The sequence below is a fragment of the Oscillatoria sp. FACHB-1407 genome, from assembly GCF_014697545.1.
GTDB lineage: Bacteria > Cyanobacteriota > Cyanobacteriia > Elainellales > Elainellaceae > FACHB-1407.
In genome coordinates, this window is record NZ_JACJSA010000007.1 from 159,541 (window position 1) to 175,099 (window position 15,559).

The window sequence follows — 15,559 nt, forward strand, 5'->3', positions numbered from 1 at the left end:
TTAACTTTTACAAAAGCTGAGTTTAGCTTTACGTTTCCTTAACGAGTATTACAGTTCTTCGCCAAAATTGTAAGGTTTTAATGAATTTTTACCCGTTAAAAAACAATTCTGTCGGCGGAACATCAGGTCTTGGTTCTAAACCCAATTGATTCATAAATTCTGGGTCATACAGTGCCTCTGTCCAATGGCGAGCCGCTTTGACCTGTTCGGGGGTCAGATGCTCCGCAATTCGCAGGTCGGTGCCTTGCAGGTTTGCGCCTAATAAATTAGCTCCTTTGAGGTTAGCCGCTCTTAATTTGGCATCTTTGAGGTCTGCCGCTTTCAGGTTGACGTTTTCCAGATCAGCCCCCAACAAGTTTGCCTCAACCAGATTTGCGGCTCGCAGGTCTGCTTTTTGCAGGTTGGCGCGTTGCAGGTTTGCCCGACACAGGTTCGCGGCTCGCAGGTCTGCCTTTTGTAGGTTAGCTTCTAACAAGTCTGCCTTTTGTAAGTTGGCATTCAGCAGCATCGCCTTTCTCAGGTTGATCTCCCGCAAATCGGCTTTGGGGGCGTCTAATCCTCGCAGACTAATCCCCTCCTCATTCAGGTCTTGCAGGGCTTGAATCCGCGCATAACTGTTGCGACGCCCATGAGCCGCATCAATTACCTTCCAGGCTTCGTAGCGCGATCGCTTCTGGCGTTCGGGTCCCTCTTTGAAGTAAATAAAAACGGCAACTAGAATACTGACGCTTTCAATAATTTCTAAAAAACTTTGAATCCCGAGCCAGGTAATAAACGTCCTGCCAACTGGGGTGTTTTCTAACAAGCGAATGATCGCAACCAAAAACAGTACTTCGAGGGCAGTCGGCAGGCGGTTGAGCCAATACAAGACCCAGCTTTGACTACGCTTGAGCCAGAGATATTTCTGTTCTGGAGATTCTTCCATGGCTAGGGACCTTGGGTGGAAATTGAGCGGAGTTGGAGCCATGGAATGGCTGTATCCGTTGCCAGGTATTGTGCCACTGCGCGTGCCCCGTTGCGATTGAGATGGCTGGGATCAGCAAAGTAATTATTTTGAGTAGCCCAACGCTGCATCAGATCTCGAAATAAAAACCCTTCCCGTGCGGCTAACTGCTGCATGTGTTGCCGAAAGCGTTCTTCATGTGTCATACGAACCGGGTCAAGATATTCGCGAGTCAGAGGCAGACTCACAAACACCAGAGGGATGCGTTGGTTGCGGGCAAAACGGGCAATGGCGATCGCTGCTGTGGTTTGCACCCCCTCCAACCGAAACGGCGTGTAGTTGCTATCATAGCGACCCGACACTCTGGGAAACTGACGATAATAAGTCGCTGGGTTAAATTCTATAGGCACCGACTGAAAACCACTCCGACTCAAATCAGGTGCGATCGGGGTGGGAGTGGCACGAGAAGTCTGATTCGAGGGAGTGGCTGTTGACTGAGATGGTGTCTCTGATTGCAGCAATTGCGGTAGCAGAGCGCAAGAGGAACCTGCGGCACGATCGCGCCGACCGTCAACTCTATTGGTGAGCCACGCCCCTAAAAGGGGTTCAATAGGTTCTATCTCTCCCTGAGTCAGGGGATAAATCTGTTGTTGGGCGTCTAAATAAGGACTGTAAGCAGCAACATCACTCATCGCCGCTGGAGGAAACTCTACACAAATTTCGCGATCGGGTTCGATCGCAGGTAGAGGAATGTAGCGGATAGGACGGGCACCCGTCGCCAATCGTTTGTATCCGTCTGATGCCACGATGCCATTGTAGGTCTGGTCTACTCGCGCACTGTTAAAGGCTCGTGACCCATCCGCCCAAATGATCAGGCGAGGTAGTTGGTTTGGGGTCAACACCCGCCGCAATACCAGGTCAACCACTTGAGCCGTTGCCCCATTGATCCCAAAATTGTAGATTCGCAGGTTAGGTAAACCTCTGGCAGCTAACGCCTGTTGCAGCACCTCTGGATCAATCCCCTGGAGCGATCGCGAACTGCCCACAATTAGCACATCTGGAGGACCAAACTCAGCCAGATAATTCGCATAGATCCGAAGTTGCTGATCAAGTCGCTGGCTATTAAATGTTGGGAAATTGGCGACAACTGCCGTACTAAAGTCTGGAAATGACTCTCCTGCATCATTAACCGCTACCGTCACCAGGGGCGATCGCGACATCGACAATTGAGAAATCAGCGTCTGTTCCCAGGAGGATGTCTCCCTCGCAGCAGTGCCTAATAGCAAAAGAGGTGCTACGGCTCCGACCGTTGCCCAGTTCTGTACTAGGATTGCCGATAACCAATGCCGTGTCGTCATCAGCAACGCCTGCATCCTCTCCAACAGCAACCTTCCACAGGGAGGCGAGGTAGTCTCCTTAGGAACCATAACAACTCAAATGACAAGTGGGAATTGTTGAGCTAACAGGGCGATCGCCAATCTGAATCATCGGCTGACATCACCTGTTCACATCGTAGGCGATCCACTCACCCATTCCCACCCCAAGGTTACTCTATGCATCCGCTTTAGGACCAACGACCATCTGCAAGATCACAGGGTCACCGCCGGTTTGATGGTAGCGATCTGCCCAGGCTCGAATCACCTCATCTAACTCTTCTAATGCCTGGTCAATGCGATCAGATGGTACATCTAATTCCTCTAAAATTCGCACGACGCGGGGTTGCCGATCTGCCCAATCCTTCATCATTCGGAAGTAGCGAGCCGTGTCTTCTACCATGATGTAGGTACGCTCTTCTTCGTCTGCTGGCGAGTAGGAAGCTCGCGTCAGCGCATAAAACGGCATTCCCCAGGGAGAATCAATCCGAGTTACCGTCCCAGAGTAAATCAGGCGGCGTTTGATGTGTTCTGCTAACGCCTCACTGAGAGGTAACTTCCGCTCCTCCGGCAGATCCTCCTGAGCACGGGTATGCAGGAATTCAATGATATCCATGAACTGGAAGGCATTGATCAACTGAGCATCGGGCAAATTAGAAGGAAGTTTCTCTTCAATTTGCCGTTTCTCATCTTGAGTCAGGCTAGTCCCAGGGATACGGGGTCTTCCCGGTTGCCAGGGATATTGCTCCAGCCACACATAGGGAAGTTGAATCAGGTATCGTGGCTCTTGAGAACCAAGCATTTTGAGCAGCTTGCCCTCAGTTAACGCCTGCCGTACCTCTTCAACAATGACTTTGACGCGCTTTGGCTCAATGTGATGCAGGTGCCCCGTCATCCGCAGGTTTTGCTCCTGCTCCAGATACGTCATGTAAATGGCACATTTTGCAGCCGTTGCCGCTGCATCCAAAAAAGCTCCGTGTCGATGCCCGCCAGTTCGCATTGCACTAAATGCGAGGTACAGCATGATCTGATCCATTGCACTTGGGCTGAGGCGTTTAATCAGATCGAGGTCGTTGGTCATTTTAGGTGCGATCGCAAATATGATGAACGGTTGTTTTGTACTGAGAGAACAAGCCATCTCTCAATCGGTCTAAAGCCTTGTTCTGAAATACCCTTAGCTTAGATCATCCTGATACTTCAGGCACAGCTTAGATGCTGATTTTTCTCAACACACAATAATTTCTGCTTACCCACTGATTGAAGTCAACAGTAAAACTAACTTTTTTTTGAGGCTTGGGCTAAGCCGACACAAGACTCATCCGGTGATGTTACTGATCCCTAATGCAGACTGGGAGGCTGTTTACTCAGCCAAGTAGAATCGGACACCCTCCGTATCTAAACCTTCTACCGATCTCAACCCCTCTAATGCGTAGCTCAACCTTTCATAACAATTTAATCTGCACCTAAATTAACCGAACCCAGCCGCAATTGCCAAAATTTAACTCAAACAGAGCTCAAGACGTGCAAGAGGTACGCCGTCCACTACCCCGATGAAACAAAGGCTGATGAATATTTCCGGACTCTGCTAGTTGTCTTTTATATGAAACGCCAGATGCAACACTTTCGGAGCCACAGTTCTGATTTTCAGAATTATTCAGAATGAGTAGAGCAACAAGCAGAATTGCTGAAAGAATTGGGGTAGAAATCGACATGAGCAAAGTTCCGTCTCAAAGTATCTACCCCCTTGTTACGGAGCTTGCAAATCTCCATCAGGAAGATCCCCAAATGGAGTTCATCAGCCCCAGTCGCAGATACCAAGTTTACGGATACTAAGCACAGCCAAAGTAATAGAGTTAGTAAGGGCTGCCCTAATCGGCAATTGAGTGCCCGTTATAGGTTGCTCACTTTGCACTCAGATTTTCGCCAAATTTACGATACTATCCTCTTGAGACGTTAACTGGATCGCTTCCGGTCTTCTCAGTCCAAGCTGCAACAGCAGTATCAGGAGTATCAAAATCGGGCTTTAACACCAGGTCGTAAATTGGATTTAAGACACAATTGTTATGGCAAATGAGGAACATCTCAGTCTACTGAAACAGGGTGTGAATAGTTGGAATCAATGGCGGGAAGATACTCCAACTGTCATACCTGACATTAGCGGCGCAAATTTAAACCAGATGAACCTGAGCGAAGCCAACCTCAGTGGGGCAGATTTGCAACGGGTCATTCTTCATGGGGCTAATTTGACAGCGGCAAATCTGCATAATGCCACTCTTGTCAACGCTGATATGAGTGGGGTTGAACTCAATGCGGCTGATTTGAGTAATGCAAATCTGAGTTCTGCCAATTTGTTTGGAGCCTATCTTAGTGGCGCAAATCTAAGTGGAGCTGATTTGAGTGATGTCCAACTTAATCGCTCAGATCTGAGTGGGGTCAACCTGAGTGGGGCAAACCTGAGCCATGTCAATCTGTTAGGGGCTGATTTGAGTGGCGCAAATCTAACCAGCACAGTATTAAGTCATGCCGATTTGAGCCGAGCCGAGCTGAGCCGAGCCGAGCTAAAACAGGCGAATTTAAGCCAGGCGAATTTGAGCGAGGCTCGGTTAATGGGGGCTAATTTAACCGAGGCGACCTTAAATGAGGCAAATTTAAGCCGCGCTCGACTGAACCGGGCGGATTTGAGTGATGCTACGTTGGTTGGGGCCACGTTGGTTGGGGCGACTCTGGTAGGCACCAAACTCAACCGCGCCAAACTGAGCAATGTTGATTTAACGGGTACTAACTTAAGCGGAGCCAACCTGAGCAGTGCTGTTTTGAGTGATGCCAACTTTCAAGACGCTAATCTCAGTGGTGCCAATCTTAAAGATGCCCACTTAGAGAATACAACTCTAGAGGGGGCTGATCTCAGTCAGGTGACGATGCCTGATGGTAGTGTGCACGAGTGAGAGGGGGTTGCCCCTTTTGAACTGATGATTTGAACTTACGATGTCATGAGGGTGCCATCGGGCATGATCGTCTGATCAAAAACTGCTCTGCTTAAATCAGCGTTAGATAGGTCGGCATTAGTTAGGTTTGCCCGAGTCAGATTAGCGGCACTCAAATTAGCCCCACTCAGATCAGCCCCAATCAAACACGCCCCACTGAGATCAGCGCGGCTCAAGTTCGCTTTATTCAGGTTGGCTTTGTTCAGATTAGCTTTGCTGAGGTTGGTGGCACTGAGATCAGCCCGGTTGAGCTTTGCGCTATTAAAATTAGCCTTCTCTAAATTACTGCTAGTTAAGCCCACATCCATCAAACAAGCCCCAGCAAAATCGGCTTGCTCTAGATTAGGAGCGACAACTTTGATTTGCCCTGCCCTAAAGACAACACGGGTGAAGGTACGCTTGCCTTTGGCGTACTGAGCCAGGATATAGGGAGCCGAAACGGGACTTATCGCCTCAGAGGAGGTGCTAGTTTGCCTTACCTCTGGCTGTACAAATTGAGCAGAGATTGAATGGTTGAGATCTGAGTTTTCCATAACACTACGGCCTAAGAGTCCAATTCTTTATTCAGCCGAGTGGAGATAAATCAGGTATTCCTTGATACGAAAATAGGCGGAATTATCTCAGTAATTACCGCAGAATTTGTAACGTTTTCGGTAGACATCTATAACTGCCAATTAGGACATAGGTTTGACCACAAACCATTGTCCTGTTTTGGGATCACGGTAGGTTGTAAACGGGTTGGTCTTCAGTTTGCGTTTCATAGACGGCTTGGGTTTGGGATGAGGTTGAGGGAGCATAGCTAGCATCCTCATAAAGGCTGGGTCAAAGAGGGTTCTTTTTAGGGTATAGCGATCGCCATAGTTCTATATTTCCTCCAATCGGTCAATTAATATGTGACCCACCCCTCAATAACAAGTGATGTTGTAACCCATTTTTTGTGATAGTCGTATCTGTAAGAGAGTGACAGAATACACCTTAATAGGTGATCGAAATCACCCAGTTCTTTAGTTCCAATAAATACCGAGCCGCTAACACACCACCTCCAAATCCAAACAAATGTCCGAGCCACGATACGCCTCGACGGATTGGCAAAACTCCCCAAATCAAACTGCCGTAGAGCAAACCGACCAGGATGGAGATGGCGATCGCAATCAAGCTCCGCTCAAAGTAGCCCCTCAGCAATAAAAAACCAAAATAGCCAAAGACAACTCCACTAGCACCAATATGATTTGAGCGAGGTGAGGCAAAAAGCCATACCCCAGTACCACTGACCAACCAGGCAACTGCCGTCACGATCAGAAAATCATTCAAACCACGGAGCATCACAAGCCCACCCAAAATCAGAAACGGCACGGTGTTTGCGGCTAAATGCCGGAGATTGCCATGTAACAGAGGCGCGAGCAAAATGCCTCGTAATCCGATCAGTTTGCGGGGACGAATTCCAAAACTGTTGAATGCCCCCCGTAACAAAAGGCTATCGACGAGTTCCAATCCCCAAAGCACGGCGAGACATCCCAGCAAAATTTGAGCTTGTAGTTGAATGGTTGGAGGGATTGTTCCTGACTCAAGCGATCGCCAGAGGGGTTGTAATGGATTATTCGTATTCACTGTGGTTTGTTCTAACAAAATTGCTAAACCAATTTACAGCAGTTTTGTTGTTGAGAAATCATCTATAGCAGTCTTATTTGATGTGCGAGAACAAGGGGCGAAGTCCTAAATCTCTCTTTGACTTTTATAAACAATGTGAGAAAGGCTCGATTGCAGGAGATGTTTGCAACAGTTTCAACTGTTTGTTGTTATATAGCAGTCCTATCTGATTTGTGAAGAAGTCTGAGATATGGTCAATGGTCAATGGTCAATCGTCAATGGTCAATGGTCAATGGTCAATGGTCAATGGTCAATGGTCAATGGTCAATGGTCAATCGTTGCTGGTCATACACAAATTGACAAATGACAAATGACGAATGAAAGAGTAGGTTTCACGATCGATTTAGAACTGCTATACACGCTTTGCCCACCTGATCAAGGCAAGGAGTCCTACTTTTCTTACCTTTTAAGTGTCATCTAAGGCGATCGCATTTCTAGAAGTAGGACTGAGTCTTTTTAAAGACAGAATTTAACACCTAATGATTTGCCTTCCAAAAATATTGTGTAGTGCAGAGAAAATTTTTAAACAAACGTTTCAGATTCAGCATAACCTCTTCCTCAACCCTGAATAATTCAGTATGGTTCAGTATTATTCAGTATTTCTCAGTAACTCTTTGGTTAATTAAATAACTCGATTACTATCGAAAAAAGATCGTATTGGAATGCCCGTTTGGGGTAAGAGTTTTGCAAATCAATGTGTGGACTTTGGCGTGAGACTTCGGCATAGCTCAGATATTAGTGAAGCTGAGTTAAGCCATCAAACACTATGAAAACCAGATTCATTTTCGGTCTACAGAACAAGGATTGGTTGAATCGGCGGAGGTTGGTTTTGCTCTGATATAGCAACCGAGGGATTGGTTAGGACGGAGTGCAGGGGTGGAACCCCTGGCTGGGGCACAGCCCCACACCCCCTTATATTAACTGTCTCGACAGTTGCTATAGCTTTGGTTTCAACCGCCAAAATCCTTATTCCAAGCTCAGGTTATTGAAGAACTCATCTGAGGAAACACGTATGGAGACATTGGCATTTATTTATGTAGCGGTTGCTTGTGAAGACCCTATTTCTCACTATCAACTGCGATCGCTTGAGGAATTGGGCATTAAACCTGCGTCTGCCGTTGGGCTAGGGGTTGCCGGAGTGGCAGCACTGTCAGTATTCATGGCTACACCAGAGGCACAGGCAATTGTTCAACGTGGAGACACTTGTCCGGCAGTGCGCGATGTGCAAACTGCCCTCCAGAGCCGGGGCTATGAAGTCGGTGGAGTCGATGGTATTTTTGGTGGCAAAACTGAGTTTGCAGTGGGTAGCTTTCAACGCCGCAATGGCTTGAATCCTACCCTTAAAGTTGACCCTGCGACAGCACAGGCGTTGAGATTGAGTGGCGCAGTGTATGCCCCCAACACAAGGTGTAGCAGCGTCGCCAGCGTTGGTAACACGACCAATCGTCCCACTCCTGCCAATCCCAATCGTGTATCTGAGAGTGGCAGCAATCCGAGCTTTGTCACCGTTGCCACGAATGGCAGCCCACTGAATATTCGCTCGGCTCCAAATAGCGACGCATCCGTGATTGGCACCCTGCCCAATACCACCCGCGTCAGGACAAATGGTCGGCGTTCTAATGGTTGGGTCGGGCTAGAGCAGGGGGGTTGGGTTGCAGCCAACTGGGTGAGAGCCAGTGGCGGAGGTGGTAGTGGCGATCGCAGCATTGGTAGCACAACACCATCTCCGACGAGTGCAGGGCAAGTGCGCGTGACTACCAACGGAAATGTTCTCAACGTTCGATCGGGTCCGGGAACCGACTTTAATGTCATTGATGAGCTTGCAAACGGTGCGATCGTGAGCGTCAGTGGTCGTACATCGGACGGGTGGCTCGAACTGTCGAATGGGGGTTGGATTGCATCAAGTTGGGTGAATCGATCGCCTGGTCAAGCTAATTTTGGTGCTGGAGGGGGCAGTGGTACAAACACAGTGACCGTTGCGACGAATGGTAATCCCCTCAACGCTCGATTTGGCCCCAGTCCTCGCTTTGACGTTGCCATGATTTATCCAGATGGAACGCTACTCAGAACGACCGGACGTATCCAAAACGGATGGATTCAGCTGGCAAATGGTCTGTGGGTTTCGTCAGAGTGGGTGAACTAGTCATCGCTGACGAGAGATATCGTTGGCAGTGAAAAATCAAGGGGTAGGCGATCGCGCATTCCAGATGGCGGCCTCTGCTGCGCCAACCTGAGGTTGGTCAGGGCTGCTACAACTTGCGATCGCGTCATACCGGGTCGAATTTCAGGCCGATACAACATCGAGATGACGGTTTCATCTAGATCACTGTATTGAATCACGTCTGTCCAACCCTGGTAAAAGACGCTGTTTTGATATCGGTGGGAGTCGCGCATCAAGCCGAGTGATTGAGTTAGCTCCTCCCGAATCAGGTGCGATCGCTCCCGTTGATTTACCCCATCCGTGCTGATCAAGATTCGGGCGCGGTCGAGGATGCTGTCATCATTCCACCAAGTCCAGAAGAACCCTAAATTACGAGGTCGATAGTTAGGTTCATAGCGGCTAAAGCTCGATTCTGGAACAAAATAAATCTCGACATTGGGACGGCTATCCACCAATTGCAATCGAATCGTGCCATGAGTCAAGGCATTGACTTCAGCGATGACCATTTCTAAGGTTCTCCGATCTTCTTGCGTTGGTGTACCGAAGTACTGAATGCGGACATCTCCCTGCCACTTGCGAACCACTCCACTCGAATCGCCAAATTCGCTGCCCAACGCCAACTCTAAAAAGTAGTTGATTTGTTCCTGACTGTACCCGGTAGTGGGGCGATCGGGCTGAGCCGCAGCACTAGAAGGGGGACGAGAAACAGGATTGGAAGGAGTAGATGTCACAAGTGTCACAAAGTCGCCGCGTATCCATCCCTCAACCTCAGATCCCGCAAATCGCACTTGGTACCACCGATAGCCATCTCTGCCCTGCGTTTGACCTAATACCACGACGCGATCGCCCACTAGCCCAAAGGCGGGTGATGCAGCTTGGGTAGACGGAGCAGTGCGAACGTTGATTTCGCTGCGGGGATCTCGTGCTGTTAAAACAGCCTCTTGCGCCGAAGCACTAAGGGGGATTCCCAGATTCAACAAACTGGACGCCACAGTCACCAATAAAATAGCCCACCGTGATTTGAGGTGCATGGTTCTGGAGGCAATGCGAGATTTCTTTTGAAAAGAGCTTAACTGGTACATTTATACTAAAAAAATACTCTGTCTGTGAAGGTCTGCCTGCATTCATCTTGGCAATGAACCGCAGCCGATACACCCGACGCGATTACACTGTCTCAACTGGACTATGGCGATCGAAAATGGCAGTTCACAGGTTGTAGCCCTAGCAAGGAAACCCTTGCCTACTCTCCATGCTCCAGTTTCTAAGCCCTTCTCCCACTCGTCTCCTATCGAACGAGAGCTTCGATAAAGGCTTCAATCCCGTCTACTGGAACTACACAAGTGTTGAGCTGTGCGGCGATCGCCTCAACAGTCATATCGTCCAAAAACCGTGAATCGCCATGTTTTAGCATCAGTGACGGCAAAATCACCCCAGAGCCTAAGTCTCGCCCCTCTAGAGCTTGTAGAACGTCCTGCCCGGTCAGCAACCCGGTTACACTGATCTCCTGCCCCCAGTAGGTGCTGGCGATCGCCACCATTTCAACGGTCAACCCTTCCACCTTGTTTAATCGCTCTAGAATGGGCTGAAACGCCGTTTCGACGGCGTTACCCACGACCCACACATACTTACGAGGAGATTTGACTCGCTTGGGCAGTCGTTTCGCCGCTGTTGCAAACTCTTTGAGGAACTGCTGAATTGATCCCACCCCATTGCCAATCTGTGGATAGTCCTCGTAGTGAGACTCTGGCGGTAAATCCTGTCTGCCAATCAAAAACCATTCGTCGGCTAACCAGGCAACGGTTGAGCCAAACTGTTGACGAAACTTCGCCTGCAACGCTTGTACTTGAGCAATCACCTCGCGTGCCTTCTCTGGGGTTACGGGGATCAACTCATCCTCCATTGGGCGAAATCGTGTCAACCCTACTGGCACTACAGCGATCGATGCGACCGTAGGTACCTCACCTTTATGAAAGGCGGCTAAATCCAGCAAAGTCTGCTCTAGATGTATTCCATCGTTAATGCCGGGGCACACCACCACCTGAGCATGAATCTGGAGACGATGCTGTTGAAACCAGCGCAATTGATCCAAAATCTGACCTGCCCGTAGGTTCTTGAGCAACCGGATACGAATTTCAGGTTCCGTTGCGTGAACTGAGACGTATAAGGGCGAGAGGCGCATCTGAGCAATCCGATCCCACTCGCGTTGCGTCAAGTTGGTTAGTGTCAGGTAACTGCCATAGAGAAAGCTAAGGCGGTAGTCATCATCTTTGAGATACAGGGTTTCCCGCTTACCCGGAGGTTGCTGATCGATAAAGCAAAAGGGACAACGGTTATTGCACTGAATCAATCCGTCGAACAGAGCTGTCTCAAATTCTAGCCCCAGGTCTTCGTCATAATCTTTCTCAATCTCAACGTGGTGAGTCTGCCCCTTCGCATCCAACACCTCAAGCTCTAACACTTCATCCGCGCACAAAAATCGGTAATCGATCAGGTCACGCGGAGCTTGCCCGTTAATCGCAACGAGGCGATCGCCCACCTCAAAGCCTATCTCAGCAGCGATCGAGTCAGGCAACACACGTGAAATGACAGAGGGATGAATGGTCATGATTGACACACAAGAAATAGATGCTTAACCCAGCCGCAGAGTGACCAAGTTCTTTATCCATTGTGCAGAATTCATCGCTTAACCGAACGGAATCTTGTCCAGGTTATGACTAAACGTTTTGCACTAAATTAGCGGCGATCGCCCCCAAAATTGCAATTCCAAAGCCCAACCGATACCAGATGAAGACCCAGGTGTTGTGGTTTTGCAGATAGCGCAGCAACCAGGCGATCGCCGCATAGGAAGAGGCTGCTGCGGTGATGACTCCAATCACCAGTGGTAATAGCTCTGCCCCCCGAACCCCAACTTCTAACAGGGTCTTGAGTTCAACTAAGCCAGCGATCGTGATCGCGGGAATGCCCAGTAAAAAAGAATAGCGGGCAGCCGCAGCGCGCTCTAGCCCGATAAACAATCCTGCGGTCAGGGTTGACCCCGACCGAGAGACCCCAGGGATCAAGGCGAGTGCCTGCGCGAACCCCATCCAGATACCATCTTGAGTGCCAATATCGTCCAGGGTTCGTTTGCGTTTCCCCACATACTCTGAAAACGCTAACAACAGTGACATCCCAATTGAGGCGGTGGCGATCGCTGCCATACTCCGCAGGGGCGATCGATCAAAATCGGGGATCAACACTTTGATCAAGACCCCACCAATCACAATGGGGATCGTTCCTAAAATGATGCCTAATCCCATACGAAAATCTTTTGACTCATACTGCGATCGCATCAGTGCTTGAGTCATCCCAACGGTGACCTGGGTCAGATCAGACCAGAAATACCAGAGAATAGCCGCGATGCTCCCCAGTTGCAAGACCGCTGTAAACGCCACACCTGGGTCACCCCAACCCATCGCAACGGGGACGACTTTGAGGTGAGCCGTGCTGCTAATTGGCAAAAACTCCGTCAATCCCTGCACAATTCCTAAAATCGCCGCTTGAAACCAATTCATCACAGCCGTACTGGAGGCAGCCGTCGAGGGAATGTCGGTTGCCGCAGTTCCCAATATGGGATCTGGGGGCATCTGAGCCGCTGCAATCACTATCGGTGCCCCATAAGCTGCACCACTATCAATAAGGCTTATCACTTAACTATTCTCCTCAACTGAACAGGGGTGGATGGGAGTAGCCCCTATATTCTACGCAGCCTCTTGTTAAGAACCTGCAAAGTTTTTGGCTTCCTATGCAATTCTGATGAGAGATTTTTTGATGGTAATGAATTGAACTGGAGGAAGTGTAATAGGATTATGGATATACCCCCAGGGGGGATAAAATATGGTATGTTAAAAAAAGTAAACTAATTTAAGATATTAAAAACCCTTTGTCATTTTATTCACCGTTCTCAACATTGCTATACCTTGCTCCTTCAAAAGAAGTGCCTCTACCCATTCCTCAGGCACGCTTTCATAAAACTTGGTGGATGCTGGCAGCAGCTGTCTTCCTTGTCTCTGTCCCAGTATTTATCCAGGCTCCCCTTGTGCGTGAGGTTCCCTGGCTTAGTCTGGGGCTAACACCAGGCTTTGTTGGGCTGGGTCTGTGGCTGCGATCGCGCTCTGCTAGCTTCATCTGGGGAGACCTGCTGATCGGCTTTAGCTGGACATGGCTGGCGGGTTCAATTTATTGGGGCTGGTTACGATGGGAGCCTTTTTGGCACTTGCCTGTTGAAGCGATTGGGCTACCATTTGTTGCGTTTGGTTTAGCAAGAGGATGGGGTAAAGTGGGTGGCTGGTTCTATTTAGGATCTCTACTTGGCACAGCTTTGACCGATGCCTACTTTTATGTGGTTGACCTGATCCCCTACTGGCGGAAGCTGATGCAGGTGGCTCCAGAAGCGGCTCGACCCATCTTCCAAGGAGCCATTGTTCAAATTCAGACCCCCTGGGGGATAGCAACCGCAGCAGCACTTGTTATTATTTTGGTGGTCGTAGGGTATTTGCCTTTGCGCTCCAGTCAGTTACACTGGTGGGCATTTGGAGGGGCAGTTTTAAGTACCATCTTTGTAGATGGTTTATTTTGGATTGCTGCCACCTTAGCCTAACTAAGGATATGATTTGAGTATCCTGGGCTAAATTTAGTGGCAAATTTGTTCAGGGCATCTGCATAGCATCCCTGAGAGGTCATCCGCTTGCAAAGCTCCACTGAATACGAGTGACACAGCTTGATTGCTATGAAGGATCACACCGTTCAGTGTTTGCAGGCTTGCACTAGCTTTAGCTAGGTACTTCAGGATGCATCATAGGGAAAGATTACTGGTTTCTTAGCCTGTGGTGACTTCACAACAACCCGTTCCCCACTTGATACTCCGTACAGAGTCAGGCAATCGTTACCTCTCACTCACTAGCAGCAATTGTTGGACTGTTGGTAGAGGGGAGGACAACAATTTTGTCTTGCCTGACCGTTGGATTTCCCGTAACCACGCGATGTTACAGCGAATGGAGACGGGCGAATTTTACCTGATTGATTTGGGAAGTCGAAATGGCTCTTTTGTCAATGGTCGTCGCGTGACGGTGCCGATCACGCTGCATAACGGCGATCACTTGACCTTTGGGCAGACCGAACTGGAGTTTTATTCCCCCGATGTCGAACATTTGACCGATCCCTCGGTTGGGATGGAGTCGTCTCAGGAATTTACGGCAACTGCCACGCTTCACGTTCGTCGGTTAATTTCGGTCTTGGTAGTCGATATCCGTGATTTTACGGTGATGACTCGCCAGCTTGACGAAAAAATTCTCTCTGAGGCGATTGGCACTTGGTTTCGCTGCGCGGGTGACATCATCCGTGAATATGGCAGTTGGGTTGATAAGTATATTGGCGACGCCATTATGGCGGTGTGGATTCACGGACCTCAGGGAGTTAGCCCGGAGGAGATGGTTCGCATTGCTCGCGCTTTGAGTGCCCTGCATAAGATGACCAGCCAACTCCATGAGCGTTATCCTTTGCCGTTTCCGGTGCGAGTTGGAGCCGGGTTAAATACGGGGTATGCCATGGTCGGTAATGCTGGAACGGGCGATCGCCCCGATTACACCGCTTTGGGCGACACGGTCAATGCGGCATTCCGGTTGGAATCCTCCACCAAGCAGATTGGTAAAGATGTGGCACTGGGCGAAACGACCTATCAATACCTGATGGAGTCTGGTGCAAACCCCAATTTGTTTAAGCAGCACAAGGTGATTATGAAGGGGTATGACACGCCCATGTTGACCTATGCTTGCTCCTTTGTTGACCTTGATGCTTTTCTTCAAACCAGCAAAAAGGTTTGAACTCCCCCTTTTCATTTGCGATCGAGATGCGATCGTTGCAAATCCCCCTAAATCAAAATTTATGTCGGCGCAAAAACACCCTCCTCAAGTGGTAGGCTCTAATAAGTGCTGTGTATAGATTTTGAAAGACATAAGCAATTGGATTGGGAGGGCTTAAATCAATGAAACGACTGGTTGGTGCGCTGATGGCATTGGGGCTATTAGTTGTCAGTTCTCTGGGATGGCTTGGATTGCCTCAGCCTGCAATGGCAGCCAATTGGAATGCCTTAACCTTTGGTCAATCGACACTGGTTATCGCAGAATCTCGCTACAACGTTGGTGAAAAGTTGGCAACGGGCAACAAAATTGACTTAAACAATACCAACGTACGCGCCTTTAGAGATTACCCCGGTATGTATCCCACTCTGGCGCGGATGATTCTCAAATACGCTCCGTTTGAAAGTATTGAAGATGTGTTTGATATGCCTGGGTTGACCGATCGCCAGAAGGAGATTCTCCAAGCAAATCTGGACAACTTTGTAGCTACCTCTCCTGAGGATGCTTTGGTAGAAGGGGGCGATCGCTTTAACAACGGTATTTATCGTTAGTTTTCA

Annotated in this window: 13 protein-coding genes; 5 read left to right on the top strand and 8 right to left on the bottom strand. The window is 49.1% G+C overall.

Going from position 1 to position 15,559, the window contains the following annotated elements; all coding sequences use genetic code 11:
* Nucleotides 1-88 precede the first annotated feature (88 nt).
* The 3 genes from H6G89_RS13680 to hetR all read right to left on the bottom strand — a co-directional run bounded on the left by H6G89_RS13680 (nt 89) and on the right by hetR (nt 3,397).
* Nucleotides 89-925 carry a pentapeptide repeat-containing protein gene (locus H6G89_RS13680; RefSeq protein ID WP_190507115.1) on the bottom strand — a complete coding sequence of 279 codons (837 nt, stop codon included), beginning with the start codon at nt 923-925 and terminating at the stop codon, nt 89-91.
* A gap of 2 nt (nt 926-927) precedes the next feature.
* On the bottom strand, nt 928-2,370 hold the full coding sequence (locus H6G89_RS13685; RefSeq protein WP_190507117.1) for a hypothetical protein: 1,443 nt from the start codon (nt 2,368-2,370) through the stop codon (nt 928-930).
* Between the two features lie 124 nt (nt 2,371-2,494).
* The gene (hetR, locus tag H6G89_RS13690; protein WP_190507435.1) at nt 2,495-3,397 is read right to left on the bottom strand and encodes a heterocyst differentiation master regulator HetR; all 903 of its coding nucleotides are present in this window, start codon (nt 3,395-3,397) and stop codon (nt 2,495-2,497) included.
* Nucleotides 3,398-4,379: 982 nt separating this feature from the next.
* Between hetR and H6G89_RS13695 the strand changes: the two genes are divergently transcribed.
* A complete protein-coding gene (locus H6G89_RS13695; protein WP_190507119.1) occupies nt 4,380-5,261 on the top strand; it encodes a pentapeptide repeat-containing protein in 882 nt (293 codons plus the stop codon).
* Nucleotides 5,262-5,296: 35 nt separating this feature from the next.
* Here the strand turns inward: H6G89_RS13695 and H6G89_RS13700 are convergent, their stop codons facing one another.
* The gene (locus tag H6G89_RS13700) at nt 5,297-5,833 is read right to left on the bottom strand and encodes a pentapeptide repeat-containing protein (RefSeq protein WP_190507121.1); all 537 of its coding nucleotides are present in this window, start codon (nt 5,831-5,833) and stop codon (nt 5,297-5,299) included.
* A gap of 442 nt (nt 5,834-6,275) precedes the next feature.
* Nucleotides 6,276-6,926 carry a rhomboid family intramembrane serine protease gene (locus tag H6G89_RS13705; RefSeq protein ID WP_199336700.1) on the bottom strand — a complete coding sequence of 217 codons (651 nt, stop codon included), beginning with the start codon at nt 6,924-6,926 and terminating at the stop codon, nt 6,276-6,278.
* Between the two features lie 1,033 nt (nt 6,927-7,959).
* Here H6G89_RS13705 and H6G89_RS13710 point away from each other — a divergent pair.
* Complete coding sequence (locus tag H6G89_RS13710; RefSeq protein ID WP_190507122.1) at nt 7,960-9,090, top strand: SH3 domain-containing protein; 1,131 nt, start codon at nt 7,960-7,962, stop codon at nt 9,088-9,090.
* Here H6G89_RS13710 and H6G89_RS13715 read toward each other — a convergent pair.
* The 3 genes from H6G89_RS13715 to H6G89_RS13725 all read right to left on the bottom strand — a co-directional run bounded on the left by H6G89_RS13715 (nt 9,087) and on the right by H6G89_RS13725 (nt 12,659).
* The gene (locus H6G89_RS13715) at nt 9,087-10,139 is read right to left on the bottom strand and encodes a DUF2927 domain-containing protein (protein WP_190507124.1); all 1,053 of its coding nucleotides are present in this window, start codon (nt 10,137-10,139) and stop codon (nt 9,087-9,089) included. The two genes, H6G89_RS13710 and H6G89_RS13715, sit on opposite strands and share 4 nt — an antisense overlap.
* A gap of 254 nt (nt 10,140-10,393) precedes the next feature.
* Entirely contained in the window at nt 10,394-11,713 is a 1,320-nt protein-coding gene (locus H6G89_RS13720) for a TIGR03279 family radical SAM protein (RefSeq protein WP_199336701.1), read from the bottom strand.
* Between the two features lie 109 nt (nt 11,714-11,822).
* Nucleotides 11,823-12,659, bottom strand: a complete 837-nt coding sequence (locus H6G89_RS13725) for an undecaprenyl-diphosphate phosphatase (RefSeq protein ID WP_242059945.1) — start codon at nt 12,657-12,659, stop codon at nt 11,823-11,825.
* A gap of 395 nt (nt 12,660-13,054) precedes the next feature.
* On the opposite strand from H6G89_RS13725, the gene H6G89_RS13730 reads away from it, so the two are divergent.
* The 3 genes from H6G89_RS13730 to psbU all read left to right on the top strand — a co-directional run bounded on the left by H6G89_RS13730 (nt 13,055) and on the right by psbU (nt 15,553).
* Nucleotides 13,055-13,744 carry a DUF3120 domain-containing protein gene (locus H6G89_RS13730; protein ID WP_375539694.1) on the top strand — a complete coding sequence of 230 codons (690 nt, stop codon included), beginning with the start codon at nt 13,055-13,057 and terminating at the stop codon, nt 13,742-13,744.
* A gap of 229 nt (nt 13,745-13,973) precedes the next feature.
* Nucleotides 13,974-14,966, top strand: a complete 993-nt coding sequence (locus tag H6G89_RS13735) for an adenylate/guanylate cyclase domain-containing protein (RefSeq protein ID WP_190507449.1) — start codon at nt 13,974-13,976, stop codon at nt 14,964-14,966.
* A gap of 161 nt (nt 14,967-15,127) precedes the next feature.
* On the top strand, nt 15,128-15,553 hold the full coding sequence (gene psbU, locus H6G89_RS13740) for a photosystem II complex extrinsic protein PsbU (protein WP_190507128.1): 426 nt from the start codon (nt 15,128-15,130) through the stop codon (nt 15,551-15,553).
* Nucleotides 15,554-15,559 lie beyond the last annotated feature (6 nt).